A 22,541-nucleotide genomic window follows, 5' to 3' on the forward strand; every position below is an offset into this window, starting at 1 on the left:
CGGCCGGGTTCCCGGTCCGGTCAGGGGTGCAGTGCCCTGGCGAGCAGGGGCTGGAGCTCCTGTACGGGGCGGGCGGCCCGGAAGCGGTGCAGTTCGCGGGCGAGCCGCTGGACGTCGGAGCGGATGGTGGCCGAGTGAAGTGCGGGGACGCTCGGCAGGAGTTCCGCGGCGAGTTCGCAGGCGTGTTCCGGTTCGCCCGCGCCCGCGTGGGCGAGTGCACGCCGGAGGCCGTACCGGGCGCGGCTGCGGACTGCGTGCGTCGGGATCTTCGGGCACTCGCGGTCGAGCGCCTCGGCGGCCTCCCGGGGACGGCCGAGGTCATGGAGGCACCAGCCGCTCACGACGGCGGCCGGGTCGGCCAGGCTGGTGGTGCCGAGGACGGGCCCGCCGCGGTCCTCGGCACCGGCGAGGGCCAGCAGCTCCCGGGCACGGTCGAGGCTGCGCAGGCAGGCGTCGCGGTCCCCGGCGAGGGCGTGGCCCTGGGCTTCTCGCTGGGCGGCGAGGCCGCGGATCCGTGGTGGCAGGTCTCCGCCCTGGGCGGGTTGCACCAGTTGGACGGTCTGGGCCGCGTCACCCGCGTAGAAGGTGACCAGAGCCCGCCTGACCAGCGCGTACGAGGCCAGGTCGGCTTCGCCTCCGGCTTGGGCGAGTTCTACGGCCTGGGCGGTCCACCACAGGGCCGAAGGGTCGTCGCCGGCTTCCTGGGCCATCCAGCCCGCGTACTCGGCGTACCTGGCGGCGAGCACCAGAAGTCGGCCGCGGTTCGTCGCGTCCGCGTGGACGGCGAGTTCGCGCAGGGTGTGGGTCTGGACGGTGAGCAACGGCAGGAGCACGCCGGGGTCGGTGGTCTGGCCGAGCTGCCGCATCTGGTCGAACTGGGCCAGGAAGACCTCGACCGGGGTGGCCCCCAGGACGGCCGCCGGGCCCTCCGGGATAACGACTGGCGGTGCGACCGGCGGTGCGGCCGGTGTCGGACCGCCGGCCGAGAGGCCACCGCCGAGCAGGGTGGTGGCTCCCGCGGCGAGCAGTTGTCGCCGTCCGAGCCCGCCGGACCAGCGGATGCCGTCGCGGTCGACGCGGACGAGCGGCTCCCGGCCCTGCTCGTCCGCGCCGATGGGAGTCCCGCGCCGCCGGCGCGGTTCCGTGGGCTCGATGAGCCGTTCCAGTTCGCCCCCGGCCACCAGCTGGACGTCGCAGCGTCGGGCGAGTTCGGGCGGTGGTGCCTTCTGCCCTCGTTCGATCTTGCTGAGGTGGCCCTTGCTGTAACTGAGCAGTTCGGCGAGCCGGGTGAGGGTGAGCCCGGCGGCGATCCGCCGGCGGCGGAGTTCCGGGCCGAACTCGCCGAACGACTTTCTGGACGCGCTCATGCCAACCCCCGCTCTGGAACCGATCGCCCATGCGTCTGCTGCGTCGTGGGCCGGAAGCGGTCACCCCTCGCTTCCGCCTGAATATTGGCATGCGACCGAGCCGGTGAAACGGGGTTCGGTGGGTTTCCCGTTTCCTCTTTTTGGCTCGAATGGCCATGCGAATAAAACGAGTTGGCGATATGTCCATGCACTCGAACGAACTTCACCCCGCAACGCCGACGGGGCGGACCACCCGTCGGTGGTCCGCCCCGGTGGCGCTGCGGCCCGGGTCAGGCCGCGAGACCCAGGGCGAGGGAGGCGGCGGCCGGGGCCAGGTAGATCAGCGGGAAGGGGATGTGGGCGTAGGCGCGGGCGCGGGCCACGGTGATCACGGCGCCGAGGAAGTAGAGGATGATGCCGACGGCGGCCGCGTAGCCGATGGCCGGGACGGCGAGGCCGGCCAGCAGGCCGAGGGCGCCGGCGGCCTTGGCGACGCCGAGCCAGGTCCACCAGGCACGCGGGACGCCGTACTCGGCGAGGGGACCGACGACGTAGTCGGCGCCGGCGAAGACGGAGTACGCGGAGAAGCCGACCATGAGGGCGCCGAGGACGGTGACGACGATGTGGGCGACGGACATTGGAGACTCCCCGTTCGATGGCTGGTCGGGTCGATCCGGTCGATCCGATCCGGTCCGAGCCGGTCTGATCCGGTCGGACACAGCACTGACCCGGCGCACGCGACGGATGTGACAGCCGCGGACAAAAATGTTTCCGCGACACCTCCGGAAAGCCCCCAACAACCGCTCCGCCAACGAACAAAGCAGCTCTCGCAAGGGTTGGAACACCAAGACTTCCCCAGCTACGGGCGTGTTGACGGTGTCCGTCCACGCCGCGTCATCCAGACTGGGCGCCAACCCGACGTCAACTCCGAGGAGGGCACACCCATGAACGTCACCGTCCGGCTCGCCCAGCAGCCCGAGGCCGACGAACTGCTCGGACGGAGCGCGCTCGCCGCGCTCGTCGGCATGCTGCTCGACCAGCAAGTGCCGATGGAATGGGCGTTCACCGGCCCGCTGACCATCGCCCAACGCCTCGGCCGCAAGGACCTCGACGCCCACGAGATCGCCACCTACAACCCGGAGGAGTTCGTCGCCCTGCTCTCCGCGAAGCCGGCCGTCCACCGCTACCCGGCGGCGATGGCCAAACGGGTGCAGCAGCTGTGCCAGTTCCTCGTCGCCCAGTACGAGGGCGATGCCGCCGCGTTGTGGAAGGACGCCCGCACCGGCAAGGAACTGCTCAGCCGCCTCAACGCCCTTCCCGGCTTCGGCAAGCAGAAGTCGCAGATCTTCCTGGCGCTGCTCGGCAAGCAGTACGGGGTGCGCCCGGAGGGCTGGCGCGAGGCGGCCGGCGCGTACGGCGAGGAGGGCGCGCACCGCTCGGTCGCCGACATCACCGGCCCTGAATCCCTCACCCTGGTAAGGGAGTTCAAGCAGGAGATGAAGCAAGCGGCGAAGGAGGCCAAGGCCGCCGCCAAGCCCCGCACCACCACCCGCACCACCACCGCGGGCCTCACCGGCGCCCGTTGACCCCACCGCCGGCACGCCGACGGGGGCCGGACGGCAGCGGCCGGACGGCAGCGACTACCGGCGGCCCGGCACCACCGCGTAGGCGTACCGCCCGCGCACCGCACGGAGGAAGTACCGCCCGTGGCTCTCCGCCGCGAGCAACTCCCGGTGCACCCGGGCCGGTACGTCCGCGTACCGGTACACCCGCCCGCCGGTGAACTCCAGCTCCAGCACCCGCGCCCGCGGGTCGTACCCGACCGAGCGCAGCACCGAGGAGCCCACCGCCGTACGGTCCATGACCCTCCCAGTGTGCGGCGTGGGCCCCGGTCGCGCAGCGCGACCGGGGCCCACGAACCGGGCGGCACGGCTCAGACCAGCACGGGCTCCTGCTCCTCCGTCTGTCCCAGAGCCTCCGGGGCGCCGTCCTCGACCGCCACCCCGCGCTTGCGCGGCAGCGCGAACATCAGCAGGAAGACCGCCAGCAGCACCCCCGCGACCCACCACATCGCGTGCACGAACGCCCCGCCGAAGGCCGTCCCGAGCGCGTCCGGCGCGACCACGTCGTCCATCGCCCCGAAGAAGGCGACCGACACCAGCCCGAGCCCGAGCGCATTGCCGATCTGCTGCACGGTGTTGATCAGCCCGGAGGCCGAACCGGCGTGCCGGCGCGGCACCTCGGACAGCACGGCGTCGGTGATCGGCGCGACGATCAGCCCCATCCCGAGGCCCATGACGACCAGCGGCAGCGCCATCTGCCAGGGCGCGATGGACGTCCCGTACCGGTTCGCCTCCCAGATGTAGGTGAGCACGCCCGCCGCCATCACCAGCGCGCCGGCCTGGAGCACCTTGCGCCCGAACCGCGGCACCAGTTTCTGCACCGAGAGCCCGGCCGCCGTGGAGACGGCGAGCGAGAACGGGATGCCGGTGGTGCCGGCCTTGAGCGGGCTCCAGCCGAGGCCGACCTGCATGTAGAGGGTCCAGACCAGGAAGAAGATGCCGAGTGCGACGCCGAAGGCCAGCTGCACGCAGATCCCGGCGGCGAAGCTCTTCACCCGGAACAGCGACAGTTCGACCAGCGGGGAGCCGTCCCGCCGCGTCTTGGCCTTCTCGTACGCCACGAACAGCAGGAACACCGGGAGGCTGCCGGCCATCAGCAGGTACCCCCAGAGCGGCCAGCCGGCCTCCCGGCCGTGGGTCAGCGGGTAGATCAGCATCAGCAGGCCGAGGCTGGCCAGGAGCACGCCGACCAGGTCGAGCTTGAGCGCGTGCTCTGCCTTGGACTCGTCGATGAAGCGGCGGCCGAGGAGCAGTCCGGCGATGCCGACGGGCAGGTTGATCAGGAAGATCGGCCGCCATTCGAGGCCGAGCAGGTTCCACTCGGTGAGCAGCGCACCGATCATGGGACCGGACACCGCGCCCAGTCCGACCACCGCGCCGAACATCCCGAACACCTTGCCGCGCTCCTCCGCCGGGAAGGTCGCGTGGATGATCGACAGCACCTGCGGCACCATGAGGGCCGCCGTCAGGCCCTGCAGGATCCGCATGGCGACCAGCATCTCCGGGCCGGAGGCCAGCCCGCACAGCGCCGAGGCGATCGTGAAGCCGCCGATCCCGATCAGGAACAGCCGCTTGCGGCCGTGGATGTCGCCCAGCCGCCCGCCGGTGATCAGCCCGACCGCGAAGGCCAGCGCGTAGCCGCCGGTGACCCACTGGATGGCGCTGAAGGAGGCGCCGGTGTCCTGCTGGATGCTGGGGATGGCGATGTTGACGATGGTCACGTCCACCAGGTCCATGAAGGAGGCGACCATCACGATCGCCAGCGCGATCCACCTCCGCCGGTCGGCTCCCGCCGTAGTCATTCCGGTCTCCTCGTTCGTCCGCTTGTCCACTCTCGGGACGATACGAGCCATGTAGGTCAGAAGCTGTCCCAGTTCGTCCGGCATGCTGGACGGCATGACCGACACCCCGGCCCGGCTGCTCAACCTGCTGTCCCTGCTGCAGACCCCGCGCGAGTGGCCCGGCAGCGAACTCGCCGAGCGGCTAGGCGTCAGCCCCCGCACCATCCGCCGCGACATCGACCGGCTGCGCGAACTCGGCTACCCGGTGCAGGCCAGCATGGGCGCGGACGGCGGCTACCGGCTGGTCGCGGGCACCGCGATGCCGCCGCTGCTGCTGGACGACGAAGAGGCGGTGGCCATCGCGGTCGGCCTGCGGGCGGCCGCCGGGCACGCCGTGGTCGGCATCGAGGAGGCCTCGGTACGGGCCCTCGGCAAACTGCTCCAGGTGCTGCCCGGCCGCCTGCGGCACCGGGTCGGCACCCTCAACACCGCCACCGTGCCGCTGCTCACCGGGGACGGTCCGACCGTCGACCCGGAGGCCCTGACCCTGCTGGCCGGCGCCGTCACCAACCACGAGCGCCTGCGCTTCGGCTACCGGGCCCGCGACGGCGCCGAGACCCGGCGCAACGTCGAGCCCGAGCGCCTGGTCTCCACCGGCCGCCGCTGGTACCTGATCGGCTACGACCTGGACCGGGACGACTGGCGGCTCTTCCGGGTCGACCGGATCACCGACCCGTTCGCCACCGGCGCCCGCTTCACCCCGCGCCCGCTCCCCGCCGAGGACGCCGCCACCTTCGTGGCCAACCGGCTGCGCCGCTCCCCGACCCGTTCCATGGTGGCCACCGTCCACCGCCCCGCCGCCGAGGTCGACGGCTGGATGCCCTGGACCGGCGACTACGAGATCGAACCCATCGACGACCACAGCTGCCGGCTGCGCGCCCGTGCCGACTCCCTGAAGTGGATGGCCGCCGGACTCCTCATGCTGGACTGCGACTTCGAGGTCCACGAACCCCCGGAGCTCCGCGCCCACCTGCGCACGATCGCGGCGAGGGCCGCCCACGCCGCGGAAAGCGGGAGTCAGGCCCTCGCCGAGCGTCCGGAGGGGATCAGACCCCGTACTCGCCGGTCAGCAGCGCCCGGCCCAGGGTGTGGAAGGTCAGGTTGAAACCGACCTGGGCCGCCGGGGTGTCGGCGGTGACGTCGAGCTTCTCGACGTCCAGCGCGTGCACCGCGAACACGTACCGGTGCGGGGCGCCGGGCGGCGGGGCGGCGCCGTCGTACTTGTTGCCGGGGAAGTCGGTGCGCCCGTGGAAGGAGGCCGCGCCGGGCAGGGTGTCGTCCGACGAGCCGGCGCCGCGCGGCAGTTCGACGGTGTCGGCGGGCAGATTGAGGGCGAGCCAGTGCCACCAGCCGGAGCCGGTCGGCGCGTCCGGGTCGTAGCAGGTGACGGCGATGCTCCGGGTGCCCTCCGGCAGGCCCGACCAGGCCAGCTGGGGCGAGAGGTTGCCACCCGCGTGGATGAACTCCCGGCCCAGCGTGCCGCCTTCGGTGAAGTCCTGACTGCTCAGCGGGAAGGACGGCACCTGCGGCAGGAACTCGTACGGCAGCGGCGGACGAACACTCATGGGGTGCACCTCTCACGGTCGGGATGACACGGGTCACTGTAATGGGGTGCACGTCCGATCCGGCCGCCCCTACAGTCGACGTCATGGCCTCGAAACTCGCCCAGCTGTTCTCGGATTCCCGCCGCGCGCTGTTCACCATGCTCGGGATCCAGGCCGTCATATGGTCCGTGCAGGTGCTGAACTGGCTGGACGACTACGGCCTCTCCAAGGAGTTCGGCCTGCGCACGGAGCAGGTCGGCGACCTCCCCGAAATGTTCACCATGCCCTTCCTGCACTTCAGTTGGGGCCACATCGTGGACAACTCCTGGCCGCTGTTCGTGCTCGGCTTCCTGGCCGCTTACCGGGGCATGCGGAAGTTCCTGCTGGCCAGCCTGGTGATCGCGGTCTCCGGCGGGCTCCTGGTCTGGCTGCTGGAGAGCCCGAACACCGTGACGGCCGGAGCGAGCGGCATGATCTACGGCTACCTCGGTTACGTGGTGCTGCGCGGGGTCCTCGACCGCAACCTGCTGGACGCGGTCGTCGGCCTCGGCGTCGCGGCGGTCTACTGGACCGTCCTGATCGGCGTGCTGCCGATCGCCCACGGCGTCAGCTGGCTGGGCCACCTCGGCGGACTGATCGGCGGACTGGCCGCCGCCGTCCTGCTGCGCGAGCGGGTGCGGCCGAAGCCCGCCGACGCGCCCACCCCCGCGCCCTCCAAGGCCGCTGCCGACGCCCCCGCGGGCCCCAACGCCGCCCTGCTCAAGGAGCTCGACGACCTGGGCCTGTAGCCCGTCCGCAGCGGCCAGGTATAGACCATTCCCACCCCTGCGGCTAGCGTGACCGACGCACCTGCCCCCAGCTCCGGAGCCGCACCGTGGAGTCGTCCGTCCTCGCCTTCGCCACCGACCTCCTCGACGAGGGCGCCGACACCTTCTTCGGCAACCTCACCGACCGGGCCGGCGTCGGCGGCGTCACCCTGGCCGCCGTCTACCACGAGGCCCGCGACGTCTTCCCGCACAACCCCCGCCGGGTGATCCGCTACCTGGAGCCGGGCGCCGCCTACTTCCGCCCGGACCGGGCCCGCTGGCAGGGCCGCCGGCTAGCGCCCGCGCCGTCCACCGCGATCGGCGACCGCGACCCCTTCGCCGAGGCCGCCGCCGAGGCCGACCGCCGGGGCCTGCGGCTGCACGCCTGGACGGTCTTCTGCCACAACGACCGGCTCGGCTTCGCCCACCCCGACTGCGCCCCGGCGAACGCCTTCGGCGACCGCCACCTCACCGAGCTCTGCCCGGCCCACCCGGAGGTCCGCGAGTACGCGCTGGCCCTGGTCGAGGAACTCGCACGGTACGGCGTGGACGCGATCCGCGCCGAGTCCCTGCACTTCCACGGCCTGCGCCACGGCTACCACCACGAGCGCTACTTCGAGCAGCTGGGCCCGACCGCCGAGGCCCTGCTCGGCGTCTGCTTCTGCCCGCACTGCCGGGCCGCCGCCGCCCGTGCCGGCGTCCCGGCCGAGCGGGTCGCCGACGCGGTACGGACCGAACTGCGCCGCCGGCTGGCCGACGAGACCGCCGCCGCCGAGCCGGCCGACCTGAGTACCCTCGCCGACGGCGCCTTCGCCGCCTACGTGGACGCCTCCGCCGCCACCGTCACCGCACTTGCCGCCGACCTCACCGAGCAGGCCCGCCGCCACGGCATGCGACTGAGCTTCATGGACGGCGACGGCCCCGGCAAGGGCTGGCTGTCCGGCATCGACCTGCCCGCCCTGGCACGGTCCACCGACCAGATCGAGACCCTGGGCTACGCCACGACCGCGCGCGAAGTCCGGGAGAAGGTGGCCGCCTTCGCCCTGCACGGCGTCCGCCCGGAGCGGATGGCGGTGATCCTGCGTCCGATGGCCTCGGACTGCGACGGCCCGGAGAACCTCGCCGCCAAGATCGCCACCTTGCGCGAACTCGGCGTCCCCGAAGTCGAGTTCTACCACTACGGCCTGATGCGACTGTCCTCGCTCGACCGGATCGGCACCGCCCTCGGGGCCTGAGGACCCACCCGCCGACAATCCACCGGTTGAGAACCCGCCGGCCGGAGACTCACCGGCGCCGCTTGGACGTCCCGAACAGGCTGCGCGAGATCTCCTGCCCGAGCTGCTTCCCGGCCGAGCGGGCGAAGGACTTCACGGTCGGGTTGCTGAGCAGCGAGCCCAGCAGCCCGCCCGCCCCCTTCGGCTCCTCCCGCCCCGGCGCGCGCTCCCGCGACGCGGGATCGGGCGCGGGCGCGGGCACCGGCGGTTCTACCGGCGCCGCCTCCGGCCGGGGTGCCCGGGCCGCCAGCTTCTCGTACGCGGACTCCCGGTCGATCGCCTCCCGGTAGCGCGCCGTCAGCGGCGAGGCGTCCACCGCCGCCCGCAGCGCCCCCTCCTCGACCGGCGCCATCAGCGACCGCGGCGCCCGCAGCCTGGTGGCCGCGACCGGGGTCGGCGCGCCCTTCTCGGAGAGCACCGTCACCACGGCCTCGCCGGTCCCCAGTGAGGTGAGCACGGTGCCGAGGTCGTAGGAGGAGCGCGGGAAGGTCGAGACGGTGGCCTTGAGCGCCTTGGCGTCGTCCGGGGTGAAGGCGCGCAGCGCGTGCTGCACCCGGTTGCCCAGCTGGGCGAGCACCTCGGCCGGGACGTCCTTGGGCGTCTGGGTGACGAAGAAGATGCCGATGCCCTTGGAGCGGATCAGCCGCACGGTCTGGGTGATCGCCTCCAGGAAGGCCTTGGAGCCGCCCTTGAACAGCAGGTGCGCCTCGTCGAAGAAGAACACCAGCTTGGGCCGGTCCAGGTCGCCGACCTCCGGCAGCTCCTGGTAGAGGTCGGCGAGCAGCCACATCAGGAAGGTGGAGAACAGCCGCGGCCGGTCCTGGACGGCGGGCAGTTCCAGCACCGAGACCACGCCCTGCCCGTCCGGCGTGCTGCGCAGCAGTTCGGCGGTGTCGAACTCGGGCTCACCGAAGAACGCCCCGGCGCCCTCGTTCTCCAGCACGGTGAGCGCCCGCAGGATCACCCCGGCGGTGGCCGCGGAGAGCCCGCCGATGGTGCGCAGTTCCTCCTTGCCCTCGGGCGAGGTGAGGTGGCCGATGACGGCGGTGAGGTCCTTGAGGTCGTAGAGCTCCAGGCCCTGGCGGTCGGCGTAGTGGAACACCAGGCTGAGCGAGGACTCCTGGGTCTCGTTCAGGTCCAGCACCTTGGCGAGCAGCAGCGGGCCGAAGCTGGTGACGGTGGCCCGGATCGGGATGCCCGTGCCCTGCCCGCCGAGTGAGTAGAACTCGGCCGGGCAGCCCCGGGGCGTCCACTCCTGCCCGACCTCGGCGGCCCGGGCGGTGGTGCGGTCGCTCGGCGCCCCGGGCGCGGCGATGCCGGAGACGTCCCCCTTGATGTCGGCGAGGAACACCGGCACGCCCTGGGCGGAGAGCTGTTCGGCGATCAACTGGAGGGTCTTGGTCTTCCCGGTGCCGGTGGCCCCGGCGACCAGCCCGTGCCGGTTGAGCACCCCGAGCGGGATGCGCACCTGCGCGTCGGGGTACGCGGTGCCGTCCAGCAGCACCGCGCCGAGGTCGAGGGCGGGCCCGGTGAAGGCGTACCCGTCGGCGATCTCCCGGACGGTCGGCGGGGTGGTGGCGGAAGGCATCGGGGCACGCTCCTGGGCGGGATCGGCGGTCGGAAGCTGGTCCTGAACCCGGGCCGGAACCGGGCGATGTTCACGACATTTCCCATCAAACAGCCGCAATCGACCCCCCGCAGCTCGCACCCGTGCGCGTGGCGGAGCCGCGGCTGCTGCGCCGCGCGCCGTGCGAACGGTAGGCTTTCCGTGTGATCTTCAAGCGCATCGGCAATGGGCGGCCGTACCCGGATCACGGCCGGACGAGCACCCGCCAGTGGGCTGACGTCGCCCCACGCCCGGTGCGGCTCGACCAGCTGGTGACCACCAAGGGCCAACTCGACCTGGAAACCCTGCTGGCCGAGGACTCGACCTTCTACGGGGACCTCTTCGCCCACGTGGTGAAGTGGCACGGCGACCTCTACCTGGAGGACGGGCTGCACCGGGCCGTACGGGCCGCGCTGCAGCAGCGCCAGGTGCTGCACGCCCGTGTCCTCGAAATGGACTGACGGCCGTCTCCCGACTCCCAGGACCGCCCCCTCGCCACCCGGCGGAGGGCGGTCCACGCGTACCCGGATACCTCCTTTCGGGTACCGGGGTACTCCAGATGATGATCGTTTAGTACCTTCACCGCTGTCCGGCACTACGCTGCTGACTACGGCTGCGACCAGGGGATCCGCCCGCACCTGAGGGACTCTCCTACCCGGCCCACCCGTCATCCCGACCCCGCCCTGGCACGAGGGGGAGACAGACCCGTGAGCATGTTGACTCCCCAAGGCCTCAAGGGGAAGCAGTACCGCGTCACCGGCAACGCCTACCCGCGGCTGGGCAGGCCCCCGAAGAAGAGTCGCAAGGTGATCGCCGCACTCGCGGCCCTGCTCGCCCTGGCCCTGATCGGCCTCGGCGGCGTGCAGTTGTACGACATCTTCCGCGGCAAGGACAAGAACGCCTCGGCCCAGGCCTGCGCCACCCCGTCCGGCAAGCCGCTGGCGGCCCCGACCGCCGGCGCCACCCCGGGCGCCCCCGCGGCCTCCGGCGCGCCGGTCGACCCGCACGCCGTCCCGCAGCCCTCCGCCGTCACGGTGAACGTCTACAACGCCACCACCAAGGCCGGCCTGGCCGGGCGGACCGCCGACGAGCTCAAGAAGCGCGGCTTCACCATCGGCAAGGTCGGCAACGCACCCGCCGAGCTGGACAAGAAGGTGCCCGGCACCGCCCAGGTGATCGCCGGCCCGACCGGCGCCGCCGCCGGCACCCTGGTGAGCTCCCAGATCGCCGGGGCCGCCGTCACCGCCGACGCCCGCACCGACACCAGCGTGGACTTCGTGATCGGCGACAGCTACAACGCCCTGCTGGACGAGACCCAGGCGGCCGCCGCCCTCGCCCTGGCCACCAAGCCCTCCCCCACCCCGAGCGCCACCGGCAGCTGCTAGGGCGTGACCCCGGCAGGACAACAGAGGAGAGCCCCCGGCAGACTCGGCGCCGGGGGCTCTCGGACGTTCTTCGGAAGGGTGGTCAGCCGGCCGTGCCGTACAGCCGGTCGCCCGCGTCGCCCAGGCCGGGGACGATGTAGCCGTTCTCGTTCAGCCGCTCGTCGAGCGCGGCGGTGACCACGGTGACCGGCAGGCCGGCCAGCTCCCGCTGCATCACCTCGACGCCCTCGGGTGCGGCCAGCAGCACCACGGCGGTGACGTCGGTGGCACCGCGCTCGATCAGCATCCTGATCGCGGCGACCAGGGTGCCGCCGGTGGCCAGCATCGGGTCGAGCACGTAGACCTGGCGGCCGGAGAGGTCGTCGGGCATCCGGGTGGCGTACGTGGAGGCCTCCAGGGTCTCCTCGTTGCGCACCATGCCGAGGAAGCCGACCTCTGCGGTGGGCAGCAGCCGGGTCATCCCGTCCAGCATGCCGAGGCCGGCCCGCAGGATCGGGACGACCAGCGGGCGCGGGTAGCTGAGCCGGGTGCCGAGCGTGACCGCCACGGGCGTGGTGATCTCCACCTCGTCGGTGCGGACGTCCCGGGTGGCCTCGTAGGCGAGGAGGGTCACCAGCTCGTCGGTCAGGCGACGGAAGGTCGGCGAGTCGGTGCGCTCGTCGCGCAGGGTGGAGAGCTTGTGGGCGACCAGGGGGTGGTCGACGACGTGGAGACGCATGTACCGAGGTTAGCCCGGTCCTGGACGCCTGTACGACACGCCGTGCCAGGCCGCCCACCGGCTGCGGTCACCTTTTCGTGACACACCGTGACGCGCGCGGAATGTCCGGACGGAACCGTCTCCTGTGGTATCAACCCGGCCGATCGGGGAATGTCACGTCTTATGACGAGCAACCCGAAGGCCGGGGACGGCTCGGCGGACGACCTCGCCGGCGGGGCTGCCCTTCGCGCCGGCCCGCCGCAGGAGCCCCCGGAGACCGAGTCGGAGCGCCGTAGGCGGCGGGCCGTCTTCCTCCGCGAGCTCGCCGAGGCCCGCGAGCTGAGGGAGCGGGTCCAACCCCGCCGGACCAAGGAGCGGCGGATGCGCGAAGCGATGCGGATGCGAACCTTCCGGATCTGACGCCGCCCCGCCCGGGCCCGGCCGCGGCCCGGCCGACGCTCCACCGGGCGTTCGGAACAAAATTCGACCGTCTCCGGACGGCCCGGCCCGGGTTCCGCCCGCCGCCGCCCGGTCCTTCCGACACGACCTGCAAAGACGCGCTGCCGAACACCCCCCGCGAGGGCGGGCTTTCTGTCACGATTCCGATGGGACGGTCCGAACAAGCGGACCGCCTCTGGCGCGGGGGCGGCCAGATTTCCGCGTTGCCCGAGCGCGCCGACAGCCGAGACCGATGATCTTGGGAGTGTCCCTGGTGGCGTACTTCGCTGCAGTGCTTGCTCGCACCGAGGACGGGTGGGATGTGAGCGAGACGGAACTCGACGACGTCGAAACCCTGGCCGATCTGGCGGATCTGGCCCGCGGCTCCGCGCAGGACGACGACAGCGTCCTGATCTTCATCGAACAGGAGGACTCCTGGTTCGCCATCGTCCGGGTGGATGGTGAGGACGACCCCCGGATCTTCGTGTCGGACGGCGCCGCCGCCGCCCGCAGCTCCTACGGCTCCGTCCTCACCGACGAGCTGGTCGACCAGGCGGGCGAGAGTGAGTTCGGCGACCTGGACCACCTGCTCGACGAGGAGTCCGAGGCCGCGGAGCAGGATGACGAGGACGCGGACGCCCGCAGCGGCGTCCCGGTCGGCCCGCTCGGCGACGCCCACCTGCTCACCGAGTACGGCCTGGCCGCCGACGAGCTGCTCGGCCTCAGCGGCGAGGGCGCGGTGCCGGGCGACGCCCTGGAGGAGATCGCCGAGGCGCTGGGCTGCGGCGAGGTCCTGGAGGCGGTCCGGTAGCGGCACCGGTCGCACCGGTGTCCACCACCGGATGCCCGACACTGGATGCCATGCAGCCCGCATCCACCCCGCTGACCGTCCCGTACGTCCCCCCACTGTCCGCCCCCGTCCGCCCCGACCCGGTCCGCGACCGCTGGGCGGCGCCGATGCGCCTCGCCATCGCCGAGGCCGCCCTGGCGCCGGCCACCGGTGACGTCCCGGTCGGGGCGCTCGTTCTGGGCCCGGACGGCGAAGTGATCGGGCGCGGCCACAACGAGCGCGAGGCGGTCGGCGACCCGACCGCGCACGCCGAGGTGGTCGCGATCCGGCAGGCGGCCGAGAAGCTCGGGGAGTGGCGGCTCAGCGGCTGCACCCTGGTGGTGACCCTGGAGCCCTGCACGATGTGCGCCGGAGCCATCGTGCTGTCCCGGATCGACCGGGTGGTCTACGGCGCCCTCGACGAGAAGGCCGGCGCGGCCGGCTCGCTCTTCGACGTGATGCGCGACCGCCGGCTCAACCACCGACCCGAGGTGATCTGGGGCGTCCTCGCCGACGAGTGCGGAGAGCAGCTGCGCGCCTTCTTCGACACCCACCGCTGACGCCTGCGCCGACGGCCCTCCCGATACGGATTTCGTGACCGCGCCACCCGTCCGGTAGAGTTCCCCTCGGTAGCGTGTCCGAGCGGCCAAAGGAGCACGCCTCGAAAGCGTGTGTGGGGGCAACTCCACCGTGGGTTCGAATCCCACCGCTACCGCCAGAAAGCCCGAGGGCCCGTCCGATCCGGACGGGCCCTCGGCGTTTCCGCGCACCCTCGGACGCGGAAAGGGCCCCGCACACCGGGCCGATGACCACCACTGCCCGGGTCGTACGGAGCCTTGGAGGGGGAGCGGCTCCGGGGGACCGACCGCTCCCCCGGCGGAGCCCCACCACCGGCGCCGCGAGGGGGAAAGCCGCGACCACCGGTCCCACAGCGGGGGCTCCGGAACCACGCGCCGGGGATTCCTGCCAGAGCCTCGGCACGTCAACCATCCTGCCGTCCGGGCCGCGCCGGGGCACCCGGAGAAAGGCCCCTCCCGCGGGGACCTTCGTCCCGCCGGGCGAACGCGCCGCACACTTGATAGCCCGTCCGGTGGATAAGCTGCCCTGCAGGGCCGCTCGGGGACCCGGATGACGGCGGCCCACCGCAGGGAGGAAGGTCACGATGGCGCAGGCGAAGAAGATCGGCATGGCCCTCCTGCTCATCTTCGTGCTCTACTCGATCATCACCTCGCCGGCCCGGTCCGCCGAACTCGTCCAGCTGGGCTTCGAGGGCATCTCGAACGCGGCCAAGGCGGTCGGCACCTTCATGACCGGTCTGATCAAGTAAGGAGCGGTACATCGTGATCCGCCACCTGGTCCTGTTCAAGCTCAACGAGGGCGTCGCCAAGGACGAGCAGCGCGTGCTGTCCGGTGCCAAGGCGTTCGCCGAGCTCGGCTCGCTGATCCCCGAACTGCGCGAGTGGGACTGCGGCTGGAACACCACCGAGCGCGACATCGCGTACGACTACGCGATCAACAGCCTGGTCGAGGACCGTACGGCCCTCCAGGCGTACCTGACCCACCCCGCGCACCAGGCCGCGGCCGGCCAGTGGCGCGAGTTCGCGACCTGGGTGATCGCCGACATCGAGGTCTGACCCCCACGACCGTCCCCCGGACGGCCCGCGCCCGCCCCGTCCGGTCCCCGGACGGGGCGTCTTGGTATGCGCCGGAACAACCCTTGCGGCGCCTCGCCGACGGGGCCGGCGCAGTCCGGGCACCCCATCAACACACCTCCACCGGGTGCTTGCCCGACCTGCGCCCACCTTGTGATGCTATGACCGGTTTTGCCGGACATGGCGAGGTGCGAACCAGCCGCGACACCCGATCCGCAGGGCCCACCGTTGTCAACTTTGGGAGGGGTGAGGTGTCCGTGGACGAGGTGTTGGCTGCGATCATCAGCCCGGCCGGCGAACTCCGCCCGGACGGGTTGCGCGGCCCCGGCGGCCGACCCGCCGTGGACGTCCGGACGCTCACCCGGGTGCTGTTCGAGCGGCTCTCCGAGCTGCCCCCGGACGCCCCCGAGCGGGAGCGCGTCCGGGCCGCCCTGATCGAGGTGAACATCCCGCTGGTCCGCTACGCGGCCACCCGCTTCCGCAGCCGCAGCGAGCCGATGGAGGACGTCGTCCAGGTCGGCACCATCGGCCTGATCAACGCGATCGACCGCTTCGACCCGACCCGGGGCGTCCAGTTCCCCACCTACGCCCTGCCGACCATCCTGGGAGAGATCAAGCGCTACTTCCGGGACAACGTCCGCACCATGCACGTGCCGCGCCGGCTCCAGGAGCTGTGGGTCCAGGTCAGCGGCGCCATGGAGGAGCTGACGGTGCTGCACGGGCGGGCCCCCAAGGTGCCCGAGATCGCCGCCAGCCTGCGGATCCCCGAGGAGGACGTCCGGGCCTGCCTGGACGCCGGGCGCGCCTACAACGCGGCCTCCCTGGAGGCCGCCCAGGAGCACGAGGGCGGGCTCGCCCTACTGGACCGGCTCGGCTACGAGGACGCCGCGCTGGCCGAAGTGGAGCACCGCGACATGGTCCGCCACCTGTTGGTCCAACTCCCCGAGCGGGAGCGGCGGATCGTGATACTGCGGTTCTTCGCCAACCTCACCCAGTCGCAGATCAGCACCGAACTGGGGATGTCCCAGATGCACGTCTCCCGGCTGCTCTCACGGATCCTGACCAGGCTTCGGACCGGCAACTCCTGGGAAGAGTGAGATTGCAGCGCGTTACCCCCACGTGACATCTTGCGACGTTCGGGTTTGCCGAGGACCGTGTTCCGGTATGGAGGGGGTTGGGCCCCTGCCGGGAACCTCCGTGCGACGGCCCCCGTTCAACTGTCAGTCACAAGGGGGTGGGTGCATGTCCGGAGAGCTGGGCACTGCGGAGATCCACGCTGGTCAGGCCAAGGGTACGGCGGTCGCCGAGGAGCGGATCCCGCTCCAGCGGGCCACGTCTCTCGAAAGGCCCGTCGACCGGGCGACCGGCCCGGTGACGTCCACCGAGGCACCGCCCGGCTCCGGGCTGGACACCCGGACGCTCTCCCGCTCGCTGTTCCTGCGGCTGGCCGCGCTGGAGCCGGGCAGCGAGGAGCACACCTACGTCCGCGACACCCTGATCGAGCTCAACCTGCCGCTGGTCCGGTACGCCTCGGCGCGTTTCCGCAGCCGCAACGAGCCGATGGAGGACATCGTCCAGGTCGGCACCATCGGGCTGATCAAGGCGATCGACCGCTTCGACCCGGAACGCGGGGTGGAGTTCCCCACCTTCGCGATGCCCACCGTGGTCGGTGAGATCAAGCGCTTCTTCCGGGACACCAGTTGGTCGGTCCGGGTGCCCCGGCGGCTGCAGGAGCTGCGGCTGGCGCTCACCAAGGCCGGGGACGAACTGGCCCAGCGGCTGGACCGCTCCCCCACCGTCGCCGAGCTGGCCACCTGCCTCGGGGTCAGCGAGGAGGACGTGGTCGAGGGCCTCGCGGTGGGCAACGCGTACACCGCCAGCTCGCTGGACTCCAGCCCCGGCGAGGAGGACAGCGAGGGGCCGCTGGCCGAACGGCTCGGCTACGAGGACCTCGCGCTGGAGGGCGTGGAGTACCGGGAGTCGCTCAAGCCGCTGCTGGCCAAGCTGCCGCCGCGCGAGCGCCGGATCATCATGCTGCGGTTCTTCGGCAACCTGACCCAGTCGCAGATCGGGGAGGAGATCGGGATCTCCCAGATGCACGTCTCCCGACTGCTCACCCGGACGCTCACCCAGCTCCGCGCGGGGCTGATCAGCGAGGGCTGACCGCCACCGCTTCCCGGCTCAACTGCCCTAGCCGTCCAGGAGGTTGGCGCGCAGCCCGGCCAGCACGTGCCCGTCCAGCCCGAGCCCCTCCCGCCAGAACGCGTCGAAGTCGCCCCAGCCTGCTTCGACCTCCGCGAAGGCCGCGTCCAGGTAGTCGCGGTCGGCCCGGAACACCGGCAGGAGGAGCTCGGGCTCGCGCATCAGACCCCGGCCGCCGAAGTCGGCCAGCACCCGCTCGACCACCGCGGCGGAGCGCTCGTTGGTGAGCAGGTAGTCGGCGAGCACCGTCTCGCGGTCCACGCCCAGCGCGGTCAGGACGAGCGCCGCCGCCCAGCCGGTGCGGTCCTTGCCCGCCGAGCAGTGGAACAGCAGCGGCACGCCGTCCGGGGCGGCCAGCAGCCGCAGCAGCGCGGCGAAGCGCTCGCGGGCCACCGGGTCGGTGACGAACCAGCGGTAGAGCCCGGTCATCATGGTGGCCGCCCGGCCGTCGCCGAGCAGGGCGCGCTGCCTGTCCGGACTGCGGTCGGAGAGGGCACCGCGCAGCGTCAGGTGAATGTCGAAGTCCGTTGCCAACAGCGGGAGATGGTGGATCACCACGCCGTCCGGCAGCCGGTCCGGGCCGGCCTCGCGGACCTCCTCGGGGCTGCGTAGGTCGACCACCGCGCGCAGCCCGAGGGCGCCCAGCGGGTCGAGGTCCTCGGCGGCGACATGGTTCAGGCCATCGCTGCGCAGGGCCACTCCACGGCGTACCGCCGCCCCCTCGGCCGTCCGACAGCCGCCCAGATCCCGGGCGTTGACCGCCCCGCGCAGACCCAGACTACGGCCGACCAGGACCGTTCCATCCGGTTCCGGGAGCGCATTCCGTACGTTCCCGATTCGCTCGGATGCGACCTGACGATCGGCCATCAACGGCCTCCATTGCATATTCGGACTGTCACATGGCACAGCGGTGCCCGATATTGCATGAACCTGCCCGTTGCGGCGGCAAGATGTGCAAGAGTGTCGTGCGCGACGACGACAGTGTAGGTGCCCCACAGAGCCGTGTGAGCCGCACAGTCGGTAACCAGGTGTAGCACTCGGCTTCCGGTTTTTCATTTTCAATTCATTATTTGCGTAGGCGGTCGGGTTACGGTCACAATCAGCGCCGCCATGGCTTCGCCATGAACGTTGGTAACAGGTTCGCTGCACTCTCGCCCAATTGGTCCCTCGCACCGTCGACCCTCGACCAGGATGGGCGCCGGGCAGCCTGCTGCCCGCGAACAGCTACACGGGCTGGCGAGCGCCGAGCAGCGCAGCGCCTGTCCCAAGGGGAGGATCAGACATGGGTCGAGCGACCCGAAGAGTTGCCGCCTGCGCAGCGGCAGTTCTGCTGGCCAGCGGCCTGCAGACCACCCTGGCCCACGGCGACACCACGCCGCCCAGGATCGACCTCACCGTCCTGGTCATCGACGACGGGGGCCCGTCCGTCGCGGCGATCACCGCCGAACTCAAGAGCCAGGGCACGCCCTACAAGGTCGTCAGCCTCAATGACCCCAACCGCCCCGTCATCGACTCCGCTTTCCTGAGCGACACGGTGAACGGGCTGCCCCGGGGCAAGTACCAGGGCATCGTGCTGCCCAACGAAAACCCCTTCCCCAACAGCGCAGCCGAGATGACCGCGATCGCCACCTACGAAGCGGCTTTCAACGTCCGGCAGATCGACGCGTACACCTGGGCCAGTCCGGCCGTCGGCCTGAACTACGCCCAGAATCCGGGATTCGTCGGCACCCTCGACGGATTCCAGGCAGCCACCACGACGGCCGGAACTTCGGGCCCGTTCGGGTACCTCAAGGGCAGTGTCCCGTTCGAGGACAACGACCCGAACGTCAGCGAGAGCTACGGCTACCTGGCCACCCCGCTGGCCAACCTGCCGACCGGGGCCTCCTTCGTCCCGCTGGTCGACGCGGCGATACCCGGCACGACCAACCGCGGCTCGCTGGTCGGTGAGTACACCCACGACGGCCGCAAGGAGCTGGTCGTCACCTTCGTCTACAACCAGTACCAGCAGCAGTACCGGCTGCTGGCCCGCGGGATGGTCGACTGGATCACCCAGGGCGTCCACCTCGGCTACGACCGCAACTACTTCGCCACCCACGTGGACGACGTGTTCCTGGCCGACGACCGCTGGGACACCGTGCTCAAGTGCACCCCCGGTGACGTCACCTGCCCGCCCGGCACCCCGGACACCACCAACCCGATCCGGATGACCCAGGCGGACGCCCAGTACCTCAAGCAGTGGCAGACCGCCAACAACTTCACGCTGGACCTGGTGTTCAACGGCGGCGGCAGCGAGGACTGGAAGGCCGACCACCAGACGACGGTGGACCCGACCGCCGGCCAGATGATCGCCGACCAGAACAGCTACCGCTGGGTCAACCACACCTTCACCCACCCCTACCTGGGCTGCGTGCAGGACGTCACCGTGGTGCCGTGGAAGTGCACCAAGGACGCGTCGGGCAACACCGTCTGGACCGACCAGAACACCATCTCCACCCAGATCAAGCAGAACTTCGACTGGGCGACCGCCAACGGCCTCAAGGTCGACCCGCAGGTGCTCGTCACCGGCGAGCACTCCGGTCTGCTCACCGCCCCGCAGGAGACCAGCGACAACCCGAACCTGGCGCCCGCGCTGGCCGCCAACGGCATCAAGTTCACCGGCAGCGACGCCTCCCGCGAGCCCGGCCAGCGGGCCGTCGGCTCCTCCACGCTGACCGTGCCGCGGTACCCGATGAACGTCTTCTACAACGCCGGTTCGGCGAAGGAGGAGGCCGACGAGTACAACTGGATCTACACCAGCAAGGCCAACGGCGGCAGCGGCGTCTGCGAGAACAACGCCAACTCCACCTGCCTGCCCCAGCCGCTGGACACCGCCACCGGTTACCAGTCGTACATCGTGCCGCTGGAGGCCCGGATCGACCTCGGCCACGTGCTGAACAACGACCCGCGGCCGCACTTCGTGCACCAGTCGAACCTCTCCGAGGACCGCATCCTGTACCCGGTGCTGGAGAAGATCCTCGGCAACTACCGCTCGCTGTTCGCCGACAGCACCCCGATCGTGAACCTCGGCGAGCGCGAGATCGGCCAGGAGTTCCAGAAGCGCGCGGCCTGGGACAAGGCCGTCGCAGCCGGGCAGGTCACCGCCTACAAGATCGGCAACACCGTCACGGTCAACGCTCCGGCCGGTGTTCAGGTCCAGGCCACCATGCCGACCGGAACTGCTCAGAAGATGGCCATCGGTACGGCCGCCTTCGGTTCGGCCTACGCCGGTACGCTCTCGGGCTGGGTGTCCCCGGGCGCCCTGCAGAGCAACGTCACCCTGCAGCTCCCCTCCGGCAGCGCGCCGGCCGCCCCGGCCGCCGTCGCGCCGAACGTGGCGGCCAAGTCCGTCCCGGCACCGGCGCCGGCGGACAAGAAGGTCGTGCCGCAGGGCGTCGCCACGCCCGTCCCGGCCGGCCCGAGCGACGTCACCCGCAAGCCCGCCCAGTCCCTCGTCCCCGGCAGCGGAGCCCCGGTGCCCGGCAAGGACGCGGTCCAGGGCGCCAAGTCCCAGGGCAACGGTGCCCAGGCCGGCAACGGCCACGGCGGTTCCGGCAAGGCCCCCGGGGGGACGGCCTCGCACGGCAGCACGACCGGGCGCTCCGGCAACCGGTAATCCTCAGCACCTCGTGGCGGGGTCGGGCCGGGCGCCCGGCCCGGCCCCGCCACGGGTCCCGCTCCGGCCACCCAGTCCGGACAACGACGCAAGAACAGGAGGGGGGACAGGAGATGCGCGTCACCCTGCTCACCGAGGGGACGTACCCGCACCAGCACGGCGGCGTGAGCGTCTGGTGCGACCAACTCGTTCAGGGCATGCCGGACGTCGACTTCGACATCATCGCCGTCACCGGAACCGGCCAGGAGCCGCTGGCCTGGGAACTGCCCGCCAACGTACGGTCGGTCACCACCGCACCGCTGTGGGGCCCGGCCTCGGAGGCCCGGCCGCCGCGCGGCAAGGAGATGCGGCGCTTCCTCAACGCGTACGAGCGCTTCCTCCACTCCATCCTCGACCCGGTCTACACCACCCACTTCGGCACCGAGCTGTACGGCTTCGCCGACCTCGCCCGACGCGGGCTGCTCAGCCCGGCGCTGCGCAGCGAGCGCGCCCTGCGCACCCTCCAGCACGTGTGGACCCGCGACTACCTGCCCACCGCGGTCTCCCGGCCCACCCTGCACGACGCGCTGAACGCCACCGACCTGCTGGAGCACGCGCTGCGGCCGCTCTCGGTCGACCCGCCCACCGAGGGCGTCGCCCACGCGGCCAGCGGCGGCCTCGCCACGCTGCCCGGGCTGATCTCCGCCCAGCAGTTCGGCGTACCGTTTCTGCTCACCGAGCACGGCATCTACCTGCGCGAGCGCTACCTCGGCTACCGCACCGGCCCGTACCGCTGGCCGGTCAAGGCGCTGCTGCTCGGCTTCTACCGGATGCTCGCCGAGGAGAGCTACCGGCAGGCCGCCCTGGTCACCCCCGGCAACCGGTACAACCGGCGCTGGGAGGAGCGCGGCGGCACCCCGTCCACGCACATCCGCACCGTCTACAACGGGGTGGACCCGGCCGCCTTCCCGCCGGCCGGGCCGGAGCCCGAGACGCCGACCCTCAGCTGGGCCGGCCGGGTCGACCCGATCAAGGACCTGGAGACGCTGATCCGGGCCTTCGCCATCGTCCAGCGTGAGATCCCCGAGGCGCGGCTGCGGCTCTTCGGAGGCACCCCCAAGGGCGGCGAGGCGTACCGGGACGGCTGCATAGCCCTGGCCGCCGAGCTCGGCGTGGCCGACTCGGTGGCCTTCGAAGGCCGCGTCGCCGACATCACCGACGCGTACGCGGCGGGCAACGTGGTGATGCTCTCCAGCATCAGCGAGGGCTTCCCGTTCACCCTGATCGAGGCCATGTCCTGCGGCCGCGCGACCGTCTCCACCGACGTCGGCGGCGTGCGCGAGGCCGTCGGCGACACCGGACTGGTCGTCCCGCCGCGCGAACCCGAGCCGATGGCCGCCGCCGCGATCGAGCTGCTGCGCGACCCCGCGCGGCGCGCCCGGCTCGGCGAGGGCGCCCGGCTGCGGGTCATCGAGCAGTTCACCCTCCGGCAGAACATCGACGGCTTCCGGAGCATCTACACCGAACTCCTGGGCACCTCCCGCTGGATGCCCGGCGGCGTGGTCGCCGTCGCCGACGAGGTCCCCAGCCCGGACTGGGACCAGCAGTTGGCCACCGCCCGGCCCGAGCCCAGCGAGGTGGGCGCGTGAACGAGCGAAGCGAGCGAAC

The 22,541-nt window shown here is 71.7% G+C and carries 23 protein-coding genes and 1 tRNA gene; 16 read left to right on the plus strand and 8 right to left on the minus strand.

Annotated features, from left to right (window positions below; all coding sequences use genetic code 11):
• Positions 1–20 precede the first annotated feature (20 nt).
• Both ACZ7BZ_RS03130 and ACZ7BZ_RS03135 read right to left on the minus strand, forming a co-directional pair.
• On the minus strand, positions 21–1,367 hold the full coding sequence (locus ACZ7BZ_RS03130) for a helix-turn-helix domain-containing protein (protein WP_470356876.1): 1,347 nt from the start codon (positions 1,365–1,367) through the stop codon (positions 21–23).
• 269 nt (positions 1,368–1,636) lie between these two features.
• Complete coding sequence (locus tag ACZ7BZ_RS03135; protein WP_188304833.1) at positions 1,637–1,984, minus strand: DoxX family protein; 348 nt, start codon at positions 1,982–1,984, stop codon at positions 1,637–1,639.
• A gap of 306 nt (positions 1,985–2,290) precedes the next feature.
• On the opposite strand from ACZ7BZ_RS03135, the gene ACZ7BZ_RS03140 reads away from it, so the two are divergent.
• Entirely contained in the window at positions 2,291–2,932 is a 642-nt protein-coding gene (locus ACZ7BZ_RS03140; protein WP_470356877.1) for an HhH-GPD-type base excision DNA repair protein, read from the plus strand.
• A 54-nt stretch (positions 2,933–2,986) separates the two neighbouring features.
• Here ACZ7BZ_RS03140 and ACZ7BZ_RS03145 read toward each other — a convergent pair whose 3' ends face one another.
• Positions 2,987–3,208 (minus strand): KTSC domain-containing protein, encoded by a 222-nt coding sequence (locus ACZ7BZ_RS03145; RefSeq protein WP_470356878.1) that lies wholly within the window; start codon positions 3,206–3,208, stop codon positions 2,987–2,989.
• A gap of 71 nt (positions 3,209–3,279) precedes the next feature.
• The gene (locus ACZ7BZ_RS03150) at positions 3,280–4,770 is read right to left on the minus strand and encodes an MFS transporter (protein ID WP_470356879.1); all 1,491 of its coding nucleotides are present in this window, start codon (positions 4,768–4,770) and stop codon (positions 3,280–3,282) included.
• Between the two features lie 94 nt (positions 4,771–4,864).
• Here ACZ7BZ_RS03150 and ACZ7BZ_RS03155 point away from each other — a divergent pair, with 94 nt between their 5' ends.
• Positions 4,865–5,914, plus strand: a complete 1,050-nt coding sequence (locus tag ACZ7BZ_RS03155) for a helix-turn-helix transcriptional regulator (RefSeq protein ID WP_470356880.1) — start codon at positions 4,865–4,867, stop codon at positions 5,912–5,914.
• Here ACZ7BZ_RS03155 and ACZ7BZ_RS03160 read toward each other — a convergent pair.
• The gene (locus ACZ7BZ_RS03160; RefSeq protein WP_380461020.1) at positions 5,856–6,374 is read right to left on the minus strand and encodes a YbhB/YbcL family Raf kinase inhibitor-like protein; all 519 of its coding nucleotides are present in this window, start codon (positions 6,372–6,374) and stop codon (positions 5,856–5,858) included. The two genes, ACZ7BZ_RS03155 and ACZ7BZ_RS03160, sit on opposite strands and share 59 nt — an antisense overlap.
• 83 nt (positions 6,375–6,457) lie before the next feature.
• Between ACZ7BZ_RS03160 and ACZ7BZ_RS03165 the strand changes: the two genes are divergently transcribed.
• Together ACZ7BZ_RS03165 and ACZ7BZ_RS03170 are read left to right on the plus strand one after the other, a co-directional pair.
• Positions 6,458–7,141 carry a rhomboid family intramembrane serine protease gene (locus ACZ7BZ_RS03165; RefSeq protein ID WP_470356881.1) on the plus strand — a complete coding sequence of 228 codons (684 nt, stop codon included), beginning with the start codon at positions 6,458–6,460 and terminating at the stop codon, positions 7,139–7,141.
• A gap of 86 nt (positions 7,142–7,227) precedes the next feature.
• A complete protein-coding gene (locus ACZ7BZ_RS03170) occupies positions 7,228–8,394 on the plus strand; it encodes a hypothetical protein (RefSeq protein WP_470356882.1) in 1,167 nt (388 codons plus the stop codon).
• A 49-nt stretch (positions 8,395–8,443) separates the two neighbouring features.
• Here ACZ7BZ_RS03170 and ACZ7BZ_RS03175 read toward each other — a convergent pair whose 3' ends face one another.
• Positions 8,444–10,021, minus strand: a complete 1,578-nt coding sequence (locus tag ACZ7BZ_RS03175) for a helicase HerA-like domain-containing protein (RefSeq protein WP_470356883.1) — start codon at positions 10,019–10,021, stop codon at positions 8,444–8,446.
• Between the two features lie 182 nt (positions 10,022–10,203).
• Here ACZ7BZ_RS03175 and ACZ7BZ_RS03180 point away from each other — a divergent pair, with 182 nt between their 5' ends.
• Both ACZ7BZ_RS03180 and ACZ7BZ_RS03185 read left to right on the plus strand, forming a co-directional pair.
• A complete protein-coding gene (locus ACZ7BZ_RS03180; protein WP_030273186.1) occupies positions 10,204–10,500 on the plus strand; it encodes a type II toxin-antitoxin system VapB family antitoxin in 297 nt (98 codons plus the stop codon).
• Between the two features lie 252 nt (positions 10,501–10,752).
• A complete protein-coding gene (locus ACZ7BZ_RS03185; RefSeq protein WP_470357165.1) occupies positions 10,753–11,424 on the plus strand; it encodes a LytR C-terminal domain-containing protein in 672 nt (223 codons plus the stop codon).
• An 82-nt stretch (positions 11,425–11,506) separates the two neighbouring features.
• On the opposite strand, the gene upp is transcribed toward ACZ7BZ_RS03185, so the two are convergent.
• Positions 11,507–12,142, minus strand: coding sequence for a uracil phosphoribosyltransferase (gene upp / locus ACZ7BZ_RS03190; protein ID WP_270145916.1), 636 nt, complete (start codon positions 12,140–12,142; stop codon positions 11,507–11,509).
• A 162-nt stretch (positions 12,143–12,304) separates the two neighbouring features.
• On the opposite strand from upp, the gene ACZ7BZ_RS03195 reads away from it, so the two are divergent.
• From ACZ7BZ_RS03195 to ACZ7BZ_RS03230, 8 genes are all read left to right on the plus strand, one after another.
• Positions 12,305–12,541 (plus strand): hypothetical protein, encoded by a 237-nt coding sequence (locus ACZ7BZ_RS03195; RefSeq protein WP_470356884.1) that lies wholly within the window; start codon positions 12,305–12,307, stop codon positions 12,539–12,541.
• Between the two features lie 271 nt (positions 12,542–12,812).
• Positions 12,813–13,370 (plus strand): tRNA adenosine deaminase-associated protein, encoded by a 558-nt coding sequence (locus ACZ7BZ_RS03200; RefSeq protein WP_470356885.1) that lies wholly within the window; start codon positions 12,813–12,815, stop codon positions 13,368–13,370.
• A gap of 50 nt (positions 13,371–13,420) precedes the next feature.
• Complete coding sequence (gene tadA / locus ACZ7BZ_RS03205) at positions 13,421–13,948, plus strand: tRNA adenosine(34) deaminase TadA (protein WP_380461014.1); 528 nt, start codon at positions 13,421–13,423, stop codon at positions 13,946–13,948.
• Positions 13,949–14,016: 68 nt separating this feature from the next.
• Positions 14,017–14,106 (plus strand) — tRNA-Ser (locus tag ACZ7BZ_RS03210).
• A gap of 444 nt (positions 14,107–14,550) precedes the next feature.
• Positions 14,551–14,715, plus strand: coding sequence for a hypothetical protein (locus tag ACZ7BZ_RS03215; RefSeq protein ID WP_188304848.1), 165 nt, complete (start codon positions 14,551–14,553; stop codon positions 14,713–14,715).
• Between the two features lie 13 nt (positions 14,716–14,728).
• Complete coding sequence (locus tag ACZ7BZ_RS03220) at positions 14,729–15,022, plus strand: Dabb family protein (RefSeq protein WP_380461013.1); 294 nt, start codon at positions 14,729–14,731, stop codon at positions 15,020–15,022.
• 269 nt (positions 15,023–15,291) lie between these two features.
• A complete protein-coding gene (locus tag ACZ7BZ_RS03225) occupies positions 15,292–16,137 on the plus strand; it encodes an RNA polymerase sigma factor SigF (protein ID WP_470356886.1) in 846 nt (281 codons plus the stop codon).
• 145 nt (positions 16,138–16,282) lie between these two features.
• On the plus strand, positions 16,283–17,203 hold the full coding sequence (locus ACZ7BZ_RS03230) for an RNA polymerase sigma factor SigF (RefSeq protein WP_380461011.1): 921 nt from the start codon (positions 16,283–16,285) through the stop codon (positions 17,201–17,203).
• Between the two features lie 27 nt (positions 17,204–17,230).
• On the opposite strand, the gene ACZ7BZ_RS03235 is transcribed toward ACZ7BZ_RS03230, so the two are convergent.
• Entirely contained in the window at positions 17,231–18,298 is a 1,068-nt protein-coding gene (locus ACZ7BZ_RS03235; protein ID WP_470356887.1) for a tyrosine-protein phosphatase, read from the minus strand.
• 226 nt (positions 18,299–18,524) lie between these two features.
• Here ACZ7BZ_RS03235 and ACZ7BZ_RS03240 point away from each other — a divergent pair, with 226 nt between their 5' ends.
• Positions 18,525–20,894, plus strand: a complete 2,370-nt coding sequence (locus ACZ7BZ_RS03240) for a hypothetical protein (RefSeq protein ID WP_470356888.1) — start codon at positions 18,525–18,527, stop codon at positions 20,892–20,894.
• A 113-nt stretch (positions 20,895–21,007) separates the two neighbouring features.
• Positions 21,008–22,522, plus strand: coding sequence for a GT4 family glycosyltransferase PelF (gene pelF, locus ACZ7BZ_RS03245; RefSeq protein WP_380461008.1), 1,515 nt, complete (start codon positions 21,008–21,010; stop codon positions 22,520–22,522).
• Positions 22,523–22,541 lie beyond the last annotated feature (19 nt).

The organism is Kitasatospora sp. NPDC036934, from assembly GCF_055608425.1.